Raw genomic sequence first — 14,576 nt, 5'->3', positions numbered from 1 at the left:
CGGACCCTGGGCGAGCGATGCCGGGACGGGTGGCGGTCATTTGTCGAGAGCCGCCTTGGTCCAGCCGGCATCGACCGCCGCCTTGCGCGCCGCCGCCGCCTTGACGTCGAGGGGACGGACCTGCGGGGCCGGCGGCAGCTTCGCGGCGATGTCGGCCGGCAGGGCGATGCCGGGCACCGACGGCCGGACATAGCCCTCGGCGAAGATCGCCTGGCCCTTGGCGCTCATGATGAAGTTCAGCCACAGCTTGCCGGCGTTCGGGTTGGGGCCGTTCTTCACCAGGCTGATGCCATAGGGGGCGGCGGCCGATGCCTCGGCCGGGATGACGACGGAGACGGCGTCGCCCAGCCCGTCGGTGTGCTTGGCCTTCAGCCCGTCGTTCTCGTAGGAGATCCAGATCGGAATCTCGCCCTTGACGAATTTGGCGTAGGGGGTGGTGCCCTCCACCCGCATCACGTTGCCGGACTTGTGCAGGCGGGCGAAATAGTCGAAGCCGGGCTGGAGATTGTCCATGTCGCCGCCATTGCCGAAATTGGCGGCGAAGCCGATCACCTGCCCGATGCCGGTGGAGCGCGGGTCGAGATAGACGACGCTGTTCTTGTATTCGGGCTTCAGCAGGTCGGCCCAGCTCTTCGGCACCTCCTTGACCAGTTTGGTGTTCACGACGAAGGCGACGGTCAGCGAATGGATGGTGAACCATTTGCCGTCGGGGTCACGGAACACCTCGGGCAGCCTGTCGAAATTCACCGGCTTGAAGGGGGCAACGACGTCCTTCGCCATGGCATCGAAGGCCGACGCGGCGAAGTAATAGGCGGTGTCGGCCTGCGGGCGGTTGCGCGCCTTGTCCAGCGCCACCACAGTCGCAGCGGAGCCGAGATCGTTGTAGGTCATCTCGACACCGGGATAGCGCTTCTTGAAGGCGGCGAACTCCGCCGCCCAGTTGGCCCAGGTCGGGCCGGTGTCGAAGGAGACGACCAGCCCCTCCTTCAGGGACTGCTCGTAGAGGGCGCGTTCGCCCTGATAGAGCTCGTCGCCGGCGGTGACCGCCTCGACGGCGGTGGCTTGGGCCAGCGCGGTGCCGGCGGTCGGCAGGGCGGCGGTCATCAGGCCGGCCGCCGACAGGGCGACGGCGGTGATCAGGCGTTTCATCGGGTCAGGCCTTTCCAGGGAGGCCGGCGGACGGGGCCGGCGGGGAAGGGGGAACTGCGGGTCAGGCGGGAAGGATGCGCAGGCACTCCGGCGGGATCTGAACCGAGCGGATGTCGGCGCGGGACAGGGTCTCGCCCAGGATCGTGCCGCCCGGCACCGCAAGGTCGTAGCGGCGCAGAGAGCCGAGGAAGCGGTCGCGCACCAGCGTCCCGGCGAAGCGGTTGACGGCGTCGTCGGGTGGATCGGTGCGGACCGCCTCCGGACGCGCCAGCAAGGTGACGCTGGTTCCGGCCGGCTGGCCGCCGGTGGCGCAGGCCAGCGGACCGATGGCGGTCTCCACCAGATCCGGCCCGCGCACCGTGCCGTCGAACAGGTTGGCGTGGCCGACGAAGCCGGCGACGAAGCGGTCGGCCGGACGGTCGTACAGCTCCTGCGGGCTGGCGAGCTGGAGCAGGGCGCCGTCGCGCATCACCGCGACCTTGTCGGCGATGGACAGCGCCTCCTCCTGGTCGTGGGTGACATGCAGGGTGGCGATGCCATGTTCGCGCTGCACCGCGCGGATCTCGTCCCGCATCGCCGCGCGATGGGCGGCGTCCAGCGCCGACAGCGGCTCGTCCAGCAGCAGGGCGCCGGGGGCGAAGACCAGGGCGCGGGCCAGCGCCACCCGCTGTTGCTGGCCGCCGGAGAGCTGGCGGGGGTGGCGGTCGGCCAGCCCCGACAGGCGGGTGCGCTCCAGCGCCTGACCGGCCCGGCGCAGCCGCTCCGCCCGGCCGACGCCGCGCAGCTTCAGCGGGTAGGCGACATTCTCCAGCGCCGTCATGTGGGGGAACAGGGCGTAATTCTGGAAGACGATGCCGAGGTTGCGCAGCCGGGTCGGCACGCCGGTCATGTCGGTCCCGGCGATCCTAATCTGCCCGGCCGCCGGGCTGAGAAAGCCGGCGATCAGCTTCAGCAGGGTGGATTTGCCGCAGCCCGACGGGCCGATGACGGCGCAGAACTCGCCCGGCGCCACATCGAGGCTGACGCCGTCGAGGCCCGCCCCGGCGGCGGGATAGCGGAAGGCGAGGGAATCGACGACGACGCTCATGACGGCGTCCCTTTGCTGGAGGGAAGCCCGCGCCCGGCCGAAGCCGAGGCGAGGGCGGACAGAACGGCCAGCAGCAGCAACAGCATGGTGCCGGCGCAGGCGAAGCCGGTGGCGCCGTAGAAGGCCTGGAGCAGAACCACCGGATAGGGGCGGGAGAGGAAGCCGGCGATCAGGTTGGACAGCTGGAATTCGCCGATCGACAGGGCGGCCACCATGATCAGGCCGGAGGACAGGCTCTGGCGCAGGCTTGGGATCACGATGCCGACCAACCGCTGGCGGAAGCCGGCACCCAGCGATTCCGCCGCCGTTTCCAGCGTGACGAGATCGAGATGGCGCATGTCGGCCACCAGGGTCTGCATCAGGTAGGGCAGGGTCGAGACCACATGGCCGGCGACCAGCAGCCAACCGCTGCCGAGGAAGGGCAGGCTGTCCGACGAGAAGACCAGGATGAAGCCGAACCCCAGCACCAGCGGCGGCGCCGCAACCGGCAGCAGGAACAGCACGCGGGCGGCGGCGCGCAAGCCACGGCGGGAGGCGCCATAGATCGCGTAGGCGAGCGGAACGCCGATGAGCGCCGTGACGGCGCAGGTCGCGGCGCAGACGGTCAGGCTGACGGTGAAGGCCCGGCGGAAGCTGGCGTCGGACCAGAGCTGCCCGTACCATCCGGCGGTCAGGCCGCTGGGCAACAGGCTGTTGGTCCAGGACTGCCCCACCGACCCGATGGCGAGCAGGGCGATGGGGGCGGCCAGATACAGCAGGTAGAGGGCGGTGACGATGGGCATGAGGTGCCGGGTCTGTAAGATTTCGATCACGTTCTGATCGTTTTCTTACATAGCACGGCTCGATGATCCTTTTGTGACCGTCCGGCTGCAATTCCTGGACATTTCGACGGGAAGCCGGCGCTGTCACGGGTGTGGGCAACCGTGGCGGGCGATGGCTGCCGCTTGTCAGCGGCGGGGGCTTGCTGTAAGAAACTGATCGTTTTCTTCCACAACCATTCGACGTGGGGTTTGAGCGGCATGACGGCGCACGGGCAGGGGGATGACCCGGAACAGAGTCTTCCGCTGCGCCAGCGGGAAATCCTGGCGCTGATCCGCGACCGGGGCTTCGTGACGATCGAGGCGTTGGCCGAGCATTTCGCTGTGTCCGACCAGACCATCCGGCGGGACATCATCCGGCTCGACGGCGTCGGTCTGCTCCAGCGCTTCCATGGCGGCGCCGGGGTGCGCGACCAGTCGGTCCGGCTCGGCTATGTCGAAAAGCAGGCCATCGCGCCGCAGGGCAAGGAACGGATCGCCGCCGCCGTCGCGGCGCTGGTGCCGGAGGGGGCGTCGGTCTTCCTCGATGTCGGCACGACGGTGGAGGCGGTGGCGCGGGCCTTGCGCGGCAAGCGGCGGCTACATGTCTTCACCAACAGCCTGTCGGCGGGAAGCCTGTTGGCCGGACGGCCCGGCATCGACGTGTTCGTCACCGGCGGCGTCGTGCATGGCGCCGATGGCTCGCTGGTCGGTGACGCGGTGATCGCGACGTTGGAGCGCTGCCGGCTGGATCTGGCGGTGATCGGCATTTCCGGTTTCGATGAGGACGGCGCGCCGATGGATTTCGACATGCAGAAAATCGGCATCAAGCGGGTCGCCATGGCCGCCGCCCGCCGGTCGGTGGCGGTCGCGGACGCCGGCAAATTCTTGCGTTCCGCCATTGTCCGCATCGCCCCGGCCAGCGATTTCGGGCTTCTGGTCACGGATTCGCCGCCGCCCGCCGCGCTGGGCCGCGCGTTCGAGATGGCTCGTCTGGCCGTGCAGATCGCCGACGGCGACGAGCGGTAGCAGTAGCGGCCGCCAGTCGGGCGGCCATCCGGTTCGCTGGCGACGGTGCCTTCGCGGTTGTCATGTAACATGACCGTCGCCACCGCTTCATCATAGAGTCGCGCATCTCGGGCAGAACTATGGGGGAATGAACGGGAGGATGGCACTTGGCCTCGTTGACTTTGAACGTCGTGTCAGCCCCCATTGCGTCCCCGGCCGTGGCACGCTTCGAGGTGCGGCTGGCCACGAGCGCCCGGGAAATTGACGCCGCACAGGCCTTGCGCTACCGCGTGTTCCACGATGAACTCGGAGCCACGCTCGCGAGCGTGGTTCCTGGCCGTGATGTGGACGCCTTCGATGCCGTCTGCGACCATCTCGTCATCCTCGACCATGCGCTGGACCATAAGATGGGGGGCGCGATCGTCGGCACTTACCGCCTTCTGCGGCGGTCGGTGGCGGAACGGTGCGGCGGCTTCTATTCGGCCACCGAATTTGACATCGCTCCCCTGTTCGATCATCCCGGCGAACTGCTGGAACTTGGGCGGTCCTGCGTCGACCCGGCTTACCGCAACGGGGCGACCATGCAGCTGCTGTGGCAGGGCATCGCCGCCTACATCCTGCAACATGACATCTCGTTGATGTTCGGCTGCGCCAGCCTGCCCGGCACGGACATCGACGCGCTTGCCCCCATGCTCGCCTATCTGCACCGCCATCATCTCGCGCCGCCGGCTCTCCGGACACGGGCCTTGCCGGACCGCCGCGTTGCGCTGGACAGCCTGCCGATGCCGGCAGCGTCGGGCGATGCGGTGGTGAAGCAACTGGGCGCCCGTGCGGCCGTGGCCGGGCTTCCTCCCCTGCTCAAAGGATACTTGCGGGTCGGTGGCTGCATTGGCGACGGCGCCGTCATCGACCGAGAGTTCAACACGACCGATGTTTGCCTCATCGTCCCAATGGATGACCTGTCGGGCAAGTACGCCAAGCATTTTCTGAACCGCGCCCACTGAAGCTCTTGTCCAGGTGGGCCAATGCGCGGGAAGCGAAACACCGACGGGACCCAGAGTTTCAGCATCAGCTATTCGGAAGCGCGGGCCAAGTTCCGGGCGGCGGCGGACGCGGTTGAGGCCGACGTCGAGTGCTTGGCCAGTCCGATGCTCGGACCGGATGGCGAGTCTCTGTCGACCGACGTCGCCTGGATCGGACCGCGTAAGGCAGAGCGTGTGCTGACCCTGATCTCCGGCGTCCACGGCGTGGAGGGGTATTGCGGCTCCGGTGCCCAGGTCGACTGGATGCGGAGCGGCGAAGCGGCGAGGATGCCGGAGGGCACGGCCGCGCTGCTCATTCATGCAGCCAACCCCCATGGTTTCGCCTGGACCCGCCGCGTGACCGAAGAGAACGTCGACCTCAACCGCAACTGGGTGGATTTCGAGACTCGTCTTCCGGGGAACCCGGACTACGAGATGCTGCGCGAAGCCCTGGTGCCCAGGACGTGGACGCCGAAATCGCGGGCGGCCAGCGCCGAAATCTTCGGCGCGTACATCGGCGCACATGGGTTCCCCAGGTTCCAGGCCGTCGTTTCCGGCGGGCAATACACCGATCCTCGGGGATTGTTCTATGGTGGTCGGGAGCCAACCCGCGCACGACGCACGCTGTCCGACATTCTCACCGGCCGCCTGTCCGCCGCCGGCCGGGTGGCGGTCATCGACTACCACACGGGACTGGGGGCGTGGGGTGTCGCCGAGGAGATCGTGAGCGAACGCCGCGACACCGCAGTCTTCACACGGGCAGCCCGCTGGTTCGGCGCAGGCGTCACATCCAGCGTAGACGGCAGCTCCGTCTCGGCCGACCTGTCGGGCGATGGCTTGATCGGCATCCTTCGCTTGCTGCCCCATGCGGAGGTGACGGCGATCGCGCTGGAGTTCGGCGTCTGTGCTCTTGAAGACACGTTCGACGCCTTGCGTGCGGATGCCTGGCTGCACCGGTATGGAGAGCCCGTCTCGACACAGGGACGGCGCATCCGCACCAAAATGCTGGCCGCCTTCTACGACCAGTCCGCGGTCTGGAAAGGCATGGTCCTCGGTCAGTCGCGGTCGGTCATCCGGCGCGCTCTGGCGGGCCTCAATCAATCCGATTAAATCGGCGCCGGTGTCGCGGCTGACACGTTCCGCCGAAACGATTGACCGATCCGGCCGTCGACGCGACGCGGCCGCCGGCATGGGGGAGGTTTTCTTACCAGCCCGGCGTCACCAAAGCTTAACGGGAGTGATCGGGCGCTTGGGCGTAGAGAGGATTCCTGTATCGGGACGGCGAACACGGCCGTTCCGGGACGCCTCCAGACACCGCCGATCCGACCACGGGAGCTTCCTGATGATCCGCCGCACCACTCTGCCTGGGACTTGTGCGCTTGCGCTGCTGACCATTGTCGCGTCCACTACGGCGGCCGGGGCAGCCACCCGCCTGACCGTCTACACCGCGCTGGAGAACGAACAGCTCACCCCCTACAAGAAGGCGTTCGAGGCCGACAATCCCGGCATCGAGATCGACTGGGTGCGCGATTCCACCGGCGTCGTCACCGCCAAGCTGCTGGCCGAAAAGGACAACCCCAAGGCCGACGTGGTGTGGGGGCTCGCCGCCTCCAGCCTGATGATCCTGGACGCCCAGGGCATGCTGATGCCCTATCAGCCGAAGGGTGCCGAGGAGCTCAAGGCCAGCTTCCGCGACGCCAAGACCCCGCCGGCCTGGGTCGGCATGGACGCCTGGATGGCGGCGATCTGCTTCAACACGGTTGAGGCCGAGAAGAAGAAGCTGCCGAAGCCGACCTCCTGGGCCGACCTGCTGAAGCCGGAATACAAGGGCCAGATCGTCATGCCGAACCCGGCCTCCTCGGGCACCGGCTTCCTCGCCGTGTCCGGCTGGCTGCAGACCATGGGGGCGGACAAGGGCTGGTCCTACATGGACAGGCTGAACGACAATGTCGCGCTCTACACCCATTCGGGATCCAAGCCCTGCAAGATGGCGGCGGCCGGCGAATATCCCATCGGCATCTCCATCGAATACACCGGTGCCCAGCAGAAGACCAAGGGTGCGCCCATCGACGTCATCCTGGCCTCCGAAGGGGTGGGCTGGGAGATGGAGGCGACGGCCATCGTCAAGGGCACCCAAAAGGCCGAAGCCGCGAAGGCGCTCGCCGACTGGGCGGCCAGCCGCAAGGCCAACGAGCAGTATGTGAACTTCTATCAGGTCACCGCCCATCCCGGCGTGACCAAGGAGACGCCGAACTATCCGAAGAACGCGGAAGCGGCGATGAACAAGGCCAACGACTTCGTCTGGGCCGCGGCCAACCGCGACCGCATCCTGGCAGATTGGGAAAAGCGCTACGGCGCCAAGTCCGAACCGAAGAGCTGAGGCCGACCGCAGACCGACCGCAGGGGCGGGCGCATGGACGCGCCCGCCCGTCCTTTCCGTTTCCTGCCAGGACACGCCGCCGATGAACGCAGAGACAGCCGCCACGCCCCATCTCCGCCTGGACTCAATCGTCAAGACATTCGGCAGCTTCACAGCGCTGAAGGGCGTGTCGCTCGACATCCGGCGCGGCGAGTTCATCTGCTTCCTCGGGCCGTCCGGTTGCGGCAAGACCACGCTGTTGCGGGTGATCGCCGGGCTCGACCCGCAGAGCGGCGGCATGGTGTGGCTGGGAAACCGCGATGTGTCGCGCCTGCCGCCGTCGGCGCGGGATTACGGCATCGTCTTCCAATCCTATGCGCTGTTTCCGAACCTGACCGTGCAAAAGAACGTCGCCTATGGCCTGAAGCTGGAGCGGGCGGCCGAGCGGGCGCGGGTGGAGGAACTGCTGGCGCTGGTCGGGCTTCCCGATGCAGGCCCGAAATACCCGGCGCAGCTTTCCGGCGGACAGCAGCAGCGGGTGGCGCTGGCCCGGGCGCTGGCGCCGTCTCCCGGCCTGCTTCTGCTGGACGAGCCGCTGTCGGCGCTGGATGCCCGGGTGCGGCTGCATCTGCGCCGCCAGATCCGCGAGCTGCACCGCCGGCTGGGCATCACCACCATCATGGTTACCCATGATCAGGAAGAGGCGCTGACCATGGCCGACCGCATCGTCGTGATGAACGACGGCGTCATCGAACAGGTCGGCACCCCCGACGAGGTCTATCGCCGGCCGGCCAGCCCCTTCGTCGCCGATTTCGTCGGGGCGATGAATTTCCTGCCGGGCGTGCTGGAGGCGCCGGGGCAGGTGCGGCTGGGCGATCATCGTTTCGAGTGCGGCGGCGACCATCTGTCCGACGCGGCCCCCGGTGCCGCCGTCACCGTCTGCCTGCGGCCGGAGGACGTGCAGGTGCGCGCGGCCGGCGGCGCCAACACCTTGGAAGCGGTGATCGAAAACCTGGAGTTCCTTGGTCCCTTCCACCGCGCCCGGCTGGCTGCCGACGGGCTGGGGGACGCCCGCGTCACCGCCGACCTGTCGGCCAATCTGGTGCGCGACCTGTCGCTGGAGTCCGGCTGTCGGCTGGCGGTGACCCTGCCGCGCGAGCGGTTGCGCGTGTTCGAGGCTGCGCGATGAGCATGCTGAAGGTGACCGCGGCGAAGCCGTCCTTCTTCACCGTTCGCCACTCCGGCCGGCCGGTCGATCCGGGCGAGCGCTGGCTGTTCGGGCTGGGGATGGGCGGGGTTGCGCTGTTCCTGGCGCTGTTCGCCCTGCTGCCGCTCTGCGCGCTGTTCCTGCGCAGCGTCTATGACCGCGACGGGGCCTTTGTCGGACTCGCCAATTTCGCCGCCTTTCTGGAGGCGCCGACGCTGGTGCGCTCGGTGGTCAACAGCCTGACGTTGTCGCTGCTGACCACGGTCATCACGGTGGCGCTGGCCTTCCTCTACGCCTTCTGCCTGACCCGCACCCACATGGCCGGCAAGGGGCTGTTCCGGCTGCTGGCGCAGATCCCGCTGCTGGCGCCATCGCTGCTGCCGGCCATCGCGCTGGTCTATCTGTTCGGCAACAAGGGCATCCTGCGCGGCCTGCTGATGGGGGAGAGCATCTATGGCCCCATCGGCATCGTGATGGGCGAGGTCTTCTATGCCTTCCCGCATGCGGTGATGATCCTCACCGTGGCGCTGTCGACCTCCGACGCCCGGCTGTACGAGGCGGCGGAGGCGCTGGGGGCCGGTGTCTGGAAGCGCTTCGTCACCATCACCCTGCCCGGCGTGCGCTATGGGCTGATCTCCGCCATCTTCGTGGTGTTCACGCTGGTTGTCACCGATTTCGGCGTGCCCAAGGTGATCGGCGGCTCCACCAACATGCTGGCGACCGACGTGTACAAGCAGGTGGTGGGCCTGCAGAATTTCGGCATGGGGGCGGTGGTCGGCATCGTCCTGCTGCTGCCGGCGGTGCTGGCCTTCGTCGCCGACTGGATCGGCCAGCGCCGGCAGATGGCGCAGCTGTCCGCCCGCTCTGTCCCGTTCCAGCCGCGCGTGAGCCCGGTCGGCGACCGGCTGGCCCTGCTGTTCTGCACGCTGGTCGGCGGCCTTCTGCTGGGTCTGCTGGGGGTGGCGGGCTTCGCCTCCATCGTCACCTTCTGGCCCTACAACCTGACGCCGACGCTGGCGAACTACGATTTCGCCGAGTTCGACTCCGCGGGCTGGAGCAGCTACGCCAACAGCCTGACCCTGGCCTTCTGGACGGCGCTGGCCGGCACCGTCATCGTCTTCACCGGCGCTTGGCTGGTGGAACGGGCGCCGGGGCGCGCGGCGATGAAAGGGATTGTGCGGCTGCTGGCGATCCTGCCGCTGGCGGTGCCGGGGATGGTGCTGGGCCTCGCCTACATCTTCTTCTTCAACGCGCCGTGGAACCCGCTGGGCTGGCTCTATCACGGCATGGCGATCCTGGTTCTGGCCACGGTGGCGCATTTCTACACCGTCAGCCATTTGACCGCTGTCACCGCCCTGAAGCAGCTGGATGCCGAGTTCGAGGCGGTGTCGGCCAGCCTGAAGGTGCCGGTGTGGTCGACCTTTCTGCGGGTGACGGTGCCGCTCTGCCTGCCGGCCATCCTCGACATCGCCATCTATTTCTTCGTCAACGCGATGACCACGGTGTCTGCGGTGGTCTTCCTCTACGCGCCGGAGACCAAGCCGGCCTCGGTCGCCGTGCTGAACATGGACGATGCCGGCGAGGTGGCCGGCGCCGCTGCCATGGCGATGATGATCGTCCTCACCTCCGCCGCGGTGCGGGTGCTGCATGCCCTGCTGTCGCGGGCGTTGCAGGCGCGGACCCAGGCGTGGCGGCGGCGCTGAGGCCGGATAGGGGCCCGCCTGCCTCGGCCGCCACCTCCCGCGCCAGATCCAGGAAGGCGCGCACCACCGCCAGACGGCGCCGTTCGCGCAGGCAGACGACATACTCATCCATCTCGATCTCGGCCCCGGCGATCGGCAGCAGGACCAGCCGACCGTCGCCGGTGAATTCCGCCGCCGAGGTGAAGCCGATGCCCAGCCCCGCCGCCACCGCCTCCACCACCGCCTCGCGGCTTTGAATCTCGATGAATGCTGCGGGCGTGACCTCCGCCGCCGCCAGCGCCCGTTCGACCAGCCGGCGGGTCATCGATCCCGGCTCGCGCAGCACCAGCCGTTCCGTCGCCAGATCGCTCAGCGCCATTGCCCGGCGCCGTGCCAGCGGATGCGTCTTCGGCAGCAACGCCCGCACCGGATCGCGCCGCAGCGGCAGCACAAAAATCCGTGAATCCCCCGGCACGTCGGCCAGCACCGCCACGTCGATGCGCGTCTCCATCAGCCCTTCCAGCATGGTCCGCGAATTGCCGACCGCCAGCGTCACCGTCGGCCCCGGATGGGTGCGGGTGAAGCGGGCGATCAGCGGCACCGCGTGGAACGGCCCGTCCGCCCCCACCGCCAGCGTGCCGCCATCCAGATGCCGCACCCCGGCCAGCAGTTCCATCGCCTCCTGCTCCGCCGCGAACAGGCGGCGGGTGACGGCGAACAGCGCAGTACCGGTCTCGGTCAGCGCCACCTGACGGTTGCCGCGGTCGAACAGGGTGACGCCAAAGGTCTCCTCCAGCGCCTTCACCTCCTGCGAGCAGGTCGGCTGCGTCACGTTCAGCAGCCGCGCCGCCTTGGTGAATCCACCCTCCGTCGCCACCGCATGGAAGGCTCGGAGCTGGGCGAAGTTCATTGATTTCATCTATGGACCCATAGGTCGAATGGATTGGCTTTATGATAGGAGAACCGGCGTCATGGGGCCATTCCGACAGTCGCAGTTCCCCTTCTCCTGCGGGATTTCCCCTGATGCCTGACACTGTGCCCTATCTTTTGACCCCGGGCCCGCTGACCACCTCCGCCACCGTCAAGCAGGCGATGCTGCGTGACTGGGGATCGCGGGACGGCCGCTTCATCAATCTCAATGCCGGCATCCGCGACCGGCTGGTGCGGCTGGCCGGCGGCAATGCCGACAGCCATGTCGCGGTGCCTGTCCAGGGTTCCGGCACCTTCGCGGTGGAGGCGATGATCGGCACGCTGGTGCCGCGCGCCGGCCGGCTGCTGGTGCTGGTCAACGGCGCCTACGGCACCCGCATGGTCCGCATCGCCGAGGTGGCCGGCCGGTCGGTCACCGCGCTGGAAACGGCGGAGGATCTGCCGGTGTCGCCGACCGCGCTGGCCGAGGCGCTGGACGCCGATCCGGCGATCACCCATGTCGCCGTCGTCCACTGCGAAACCACCTCCGGCATCCTCAACCCGATCGACGCGGTGGCCGAAGTCACCCGGTCGCGCGGCCGTGCCCTGCTGATCGACGCCATGAGCGCCTTTGGGGCGCTGGCGCTCGACATGGCGGCGCTCGGTGCCGTCGCGGTCGCGGCATCCTCCAACAAGTGCCTGGAGGGGGTGCCTGGCATGGGCTTCGTCATCGCCCGCCGCGATGCGCTGGAGGCCGCCAGGGGCAACGCGCATTCCCTGTCGCTCGACCTGCATGACCAGTGGCGCGGCTTCGAGGGGAACGCGCAGTGGCGCTTCACCCCGCCGACCCATGTGGTTGCCGCCTTCGCCCAGGCACTCGACGAGCATGCGGCCGAAGGCGGCACCGAGGGACGCGGCGCCCGCTATCGCGCCAACGCCGCCATTCTGATCGACGGCATGCGGGCGCTGGGGTTCGAGACGCTGCTGCCCGACCATCTCCAGGCGCCGATCATCGTCACCTTCCGCATGCCGGCCGACCCGGCCTTCGTCTTCGCCGACTTCTACGACCGGCTGCGCGAGCGCGGCTTCGTCATCTATCCCGGCAAGCTGACGGTGGCCGACAGCTTCCGCATCGGCTGCATCGGCCGGCTGGGAGCGGAGGAGATGACCGCCGCCCTCGCCGCCATCGGCACCACCCTGTCCGAGATGGGCGTCGCCTCCGGCGTGCCCTGACCGTTTCCCCTGCTCGAAAGCCCGATCCGATGAGCTTCGTCTATTCGCGCCGCTACACCGGCCCGCTCCAGGCCGTCATCCTCGACTGGGCCGGGACCACGGTCGATCATGGCTGCCTTGCCCCGGCGGGCGCCTTCATGGAAGCCTTCCGCCGCTCCGGCGTCTCGATCACGCTGGATCAGGCGCGCGGTCCGATGGGCATGGCCAAATGGCACCACATCCAGGCGATCACCCGGATGGGGCCGGTGGCCGAGTCCTGGACCGCCGTCCATGGCGCCGCCCCGACCGACGCCGATGTCGACCGCCTCTATGAGACCTTCCTGCCGCTTCAGGTCGAGGTGGTGGCGCAGCATTCCGACCTGATCCCCGGTGCCGCGGAGACGGTCGCCGCCATGCGGGCGCGCGGGCTGAAGATCGGATCGACCACCGGTTATCCGCGTCCGGTGATGGATGTGGTGCAGCGGGTGGCGGCGGCGCAGGGCTACACGCCCGACATCACGGTCTGCGCTGGCGAGACACCGGTCGGGCGGCCCGGTCCGGCGATGGCTCTGCGTTGCGTCGTCGAGCTCTCCATCTCTCCGGTGGAGTCCTGCGTCAAGATCGGCGACACCGTCGTCGATGTCGAGGAGGGGTTGAACGCGGGGATGTGGACCATCGCGGTCGCCGACACCGGCAACGAGGTCGGGCTGCCGCTTGCCGACTGGCAGGCGCTGGCGCCCGAGCGGCGCGACGCGCTGCATGCCACGGCATCCGACCGGCTGGCCCGTGCCGGTGCCCATTACGTGGCGCGGTCGCTGGCCGAGGCACTGCCGCTGCTCGATGCCATCGAGGCGCGGCTGGCGCGCGGCGAGAAGCCGTGACGACAGTGTCCGCCAGCCCTGCCGCTGCCATCGACGGCACCGACATCGTCGTGATCGGCGCCGGCATCCTGGGATTGGCCGTCGCCTGGGCGTTGGGGCAGGCGTTGGGACCCGGCGGCGGACGGTCGGTTCTGGTTGTCGACCGTCATCCGCCCTCGACCCAGGCCACGGCGCGGGCCGCCGCCCTGTTGACCCGCGCGCGGAGCGACGCGGCGACGGCGGCGCTGGTGCGGGAGACCTATGTCGCCATCGCGAGCCTGGAACGGGAGTTGGAGGAGGATCTCGGCCTGCGGCGGGTCGGCACCCTGCATGTCGCCGCAAGTCCGGCGCGTGTCGAGGCTCTGCGTGCCCTGGTCGCCGGCAGCGGCGATCCGGTCGGATGGCTGGACGGGGAGGGTGCTGCGCGCCTCGCCCCCTGTCTGTCGGCCGAAGCCGTCGGGCGCGCCGCCTTCATGCCGCGGGACGGCTTCATCGACCCCGTCCGGCTGGCCGACGCCTACCGCCGTTCCGCCCGCCGCGCCGGAGTCCGGATCAGGACCGGCCTGTCCGTGCAGGCGCTCCGGCTGCATCTTGGCCGCATTGCCGGGCTGGAGACCGACCAGGGCTTCATCGCCGCACCGGTCGTGGTGAATGCCGCCGGTGCCTGGGCGGCAGGACTGGCCCGGTCCGCCGGGGTCGGGCTGCCGCAGGCGCCGGTGCGCAGCCAGTATTGGATCACCGAACCACGCCCCGACCTGTTCCCCCGCGACCTGCCGGTGCTGGTCATGCCCGATGCCGGCGCCTATGCCCGGCCGGAACTGGGCGCGCTGCTGTTCGGGCTGCGCGGGCGCCGGTCGCTGGCGCTCGATCCGGCGCTGCTTCCTGTCGACACGACCGGGCTGGACCTTGCCGACTCCGATGGTGGCCTGGAGACGCTGGAGGAGGGCTGGCAGGCGTTGGCGCGGCTCTGTCCGCCGCTGCTCCAAGCCGGGATCGCCCATTACGTTTCCGGCCTGTCCACCTACACCGCCGATGGCCGCTTCGTTCTGGGGCCGGTCAAGGAGGTGGAGGGGCTATTCATGGCGACCGGCTGCTGCGGCGCCGGCATCGCAGCGTCGGGAGGCATCGGCCGGGCGGTGACGGCAGCCGTGCTTGGCCGGCCGGGAGCGGTGGACCTCGCTCCCTTTGCACCCGGCCGGCTCGGCCCGGTCGATCCCTTCTCCCAGGCGCTGCGCGACGCCTGCGCCGCCGCACGGTCCGGCAAGACCGCCGGCTGACGGGCCA

General features: G+C 68.9%; 13 protein-coding genes. 9 read left to right on the top strand and 4 right to left on the bottom strand.

Translation table 11 applies throughout. From position 1 onward, the window contains the following. Positions 1-36 precede the first annotated feature (36 nt). The 3 genes from ACWPN8_RS16120 to ACWPN8_RS16110 all read right to left on the bottom strand — a co-directional run bounded on the left by ACWPN8_RS16120 (position 37) and on the right by ACWPN8_RS16110 (position 3,018). Positions 37-1,149, bottom strand: coding sequence for an ABC transporter substrate-binding protein (locus ACWPN8_RS16120; protein ID WP_492241430.1), 1,113 nt, complete (start codon positions 1,147-1,149; stop codon positions 37-39). 61 nt (positions 1,150-1,210) lie between these two features. Further along, positions 1,211-2,236, bottom strand: coding sequence for an ABC transporter ATP-binding protein (locus tag ACWPN8_RS16115; protein ID WP_492241429.1), 1,026 nt, complete (start codon positions 2,234-2,236; stop codon positions 1,211-1,213). After that, complete coding sequence (locus tag ACWPN8_RS16110) at positions 2,233-3,018, bottom strand: ABC transporter permease (RefSeq protein WP_492241428.1); 786 nt, start codon at positions 3,016-3,018, stop codon at positions 2,233-2,235. The genes ACWPN8_RS16115 and ACWPN8_RS16110 overlap by 4 nt, the downstream gene beginning before the upstream one ends. A 237-nt stretch (positions 3,019-3,255) precedes the next feature. Between ACWPN8_RS16110 and ACWPN8_RS16105 the strand changes: the two genes are divergently transcribed. The 6 genes from ACWPN8_RS16105 (at position 3,256) to ACWPN8_RS16080 (ending at position 10,332) form a co-directional block, all read left to right on the top strand. Further along, a complete protein-coding gene (locus ACWPN8_RS16105) occupies positions 3,256-4,062 on the top strand; it encodes a DeoR/GlpR family DNA-binding transcription regulator (protein ID WP_492241427.1) in 807 nt (268 codons plus the stop codon). 146 nt (positions 4,063-4,208) lie between these two features. Next, a complete protein-coding gene (locus tag ACWPN8_RS16100) occupies positions 4,209-5,045 on the top strand; it encodes a GNAT family N-acetyltransferase (protein ID WP_492241426.1) in 837 nt (278 codons plus the stop codon). A 21-nt stretch (positions 5,046-5,066) separates the two neighbouring features. After that, positions 5,067-6,173: a M14 family metallopeptidase gene (locus ACWPN8_RS16095; protein ID WP_492241425.1), complete on the top strand. Its 1,107-nt coding sequence runs from the start codon at positions 5,067-5,069 to the stop codon at positions 6,171-6,173. 232 nt (positions 6,174-6,405) lie between these two features. Further along, positions 6,406-7,443: a putative 2-aminoethylphosphonate ABC transporter substrate-binding protein gene (locus tag ACWPN8_RS16090; protein WP_492241424.1), complete on the top strand. Its 1,038-nt coding sequence runs from the start codon at positions 6,406-6,408 to the stop codon at positions 7,441-7,443. A gap of 82 nt (positions 7,444-7,525) precedes the next feature. Next, the gene (locus ACWPN8_RS16085; protein ID WP_492241423.1) at positions 7,526-8,611 is read left to right on the top strand and encodes a putative 2-aminoethylphosphonate ABC transporter ATP-binding protein; all 1,086 of its coding nucleotides are present in this window, start codon (positions 7,526-7,528) and stop codon (positions 8,609-8,611) included. Further along, complete coding sequence (locus tag ACWPN8_RS16080) at positions 8,608-10,332, top strand: putative 2-aminoethylphosphonate ABC transporter permease subunit (RefSeq protein ID WP_492241422.1); 1,725 nt, start codon at positions 8,608-8,610, stop codon at positions 10,330-10,332. The genes ACWPN8_RS16085 and ACWPN8_RS16080 overlap by 4 nt, the downstream gene beginning before the upstream one ends. Here ACWPN8_RS16080 and ACWPN8_RS16075 read toward each other — a convergent pair. Beyond that, positions 10,250-11,230: a LysR substrate-binding domain-containing protein gene (locus tag ACWPN8_RS16075; protein ID WP_492241421.1), complete on the bottom strand. Its 981-nt coding sequence runs from the start codon at positions 11,228-11,230 to the stop codon at positions 10,250-10,252. The genes ACWPN8_RS16080 and ACWPN8_RS16075 overlap by 83 nt on opposite strands. A 104-nt stretch (positions 11,231-11,334) precedes the next feature. On the opposite strand from ACWPN8_RS16075, the gene ACWPN8_RS16070 reads away from it, so the two are divergent. The 3 genes from ACWPN8_RS16070 to ACWPN8_RS16060 are packed head-to-tail and all read left to right on the top strand — an operon-like array spanning position 11,335 to position 14,569. Then, a complete protein-coding gene (locus ACWPN8_RS16070) occupies positions 11,335-12,453 on the top strand; it encodes a 2-aminoethylphosphonate--pyruvate transaminase (RefSeq protein WP_492241420.1) in 1,119 nt (372 codons plus the stop codon). A 29-nt stretch (positions 12,454-12,482) separates the two neighbouring features. After that, a complete protein-coding gene (phnX, locus tag ACWPN8_RS16065) occupies positions 12,483-13,313 on the top strand; it encodes a phosphonoacetaldehyde hydrolase (protein ID WP_492241419.1) in 831 nt (276 codons plus the stop codon). Next, on the top strand, positions 13,310-14,569 hold the full coding sequence (locus tag ACWPN8_RS16060; protein ID WP_492241418.1) for an NAD(P)/FAD-dependent oxidoreductase: 1,260 nt from the start codon (positions 13,310-13,312) through the stop codon (positions 14,567-14,569). The genes phnX and ACWPN8_RS16060 overlap by 4 nt, the downstream gene beginning before the upstream one ends. Positions 14,570-14,576: the final 7 nt, after the last annotated feature.

This window comes from Azospirillum sp. UENF 112521, assembly GCF_058780665.1.
The sequence above is the reverse complement of the archived record's forward strand: the minus strand, read 5'-3'. Positions and strand labels throughout refer to the sequence as shown.

Bases quoted from the DNA above. Each gene is read 5' to 3' on its own strand.
- ACWPN8_RS16110 (WP_492241428.1), bottom strand. From the start codon at position 3,018: ATGCCCATCGTCACCGCCCTCTACCTGCTGTATCTGGCCGCCCCCATC.
- ACWPN8_RS16115 (WP_492241429.1), bottom strand. From the start codon at position 2,236: ATGAGCGTCGTCGTCGATTCCCTCGCCTTCCGCTATCCCGCCGCCGGG.
- ACWPN8_RS16070 (WP_492241420.1), top strand. From the start codon at position 11,335: ATGCCTGACACTGTGCCCTATCTTTTGACCCCGGGCCCGCTGACCACC.
- ACWPN8_RS16120 (WP_492241430.1), bottom strand. From the start codon at position 1,149: ATGAAACGCCTGATCACCGCCGTCGCCCTGTCGGCGGCCGGCCTGATG.
- ACWPN8_RS16095 (WP_492241425.1), top strand. From the start codon at position 5,067: ATGCGCGGGAAGCGAAACACCGACGGGACCCAGAGTTTCAGCATCAGC.
- ACWPN8_RS16105 (WP_492241427.1), top strand. From the start codon at position 3,256: ATGACGGCGCACGGGCAGGGGGATGACCCGGAACAGAGTCTTCCGCTG.
- ACWPN8_RS16085 (WP_492241423.1), top strand. From the start codon at position 7,526: ATGAACGCAGAGACAGCCGCCACGCCCCATCTCCGCCTGGACTCAATC.
- ACWPN8_RS16090 (WP_492241424.1), top strand. From the start codon at position 6,406: ATGATCCGCCGCACCACTCTGCCTGGGACTTGTGCGCTTGCGCTGCTG.
- ACWPN8_RS16075 (WP_492241421.1), bottom strand. From the start codon at position 11,230: ATGAAATCAATGAACTTCGCCCAGCTCCGAGCCTTCCATGCGGTGGCG.
- phnX (WP_492241419.1), top strand. From the start codon at position 12,483: ATGAGCTTCGTCTATTCGCGCCGCTACACCGGCCCGCTCCAGGCCGTC.
- ACWPN8_RS16080 (WP_492241422.1), top strand. From the start codon at position 8,608: ATGAGCATGCTGAAGGTGACCGCGGCGAAGCCGTCCTTCTTCACCGTT.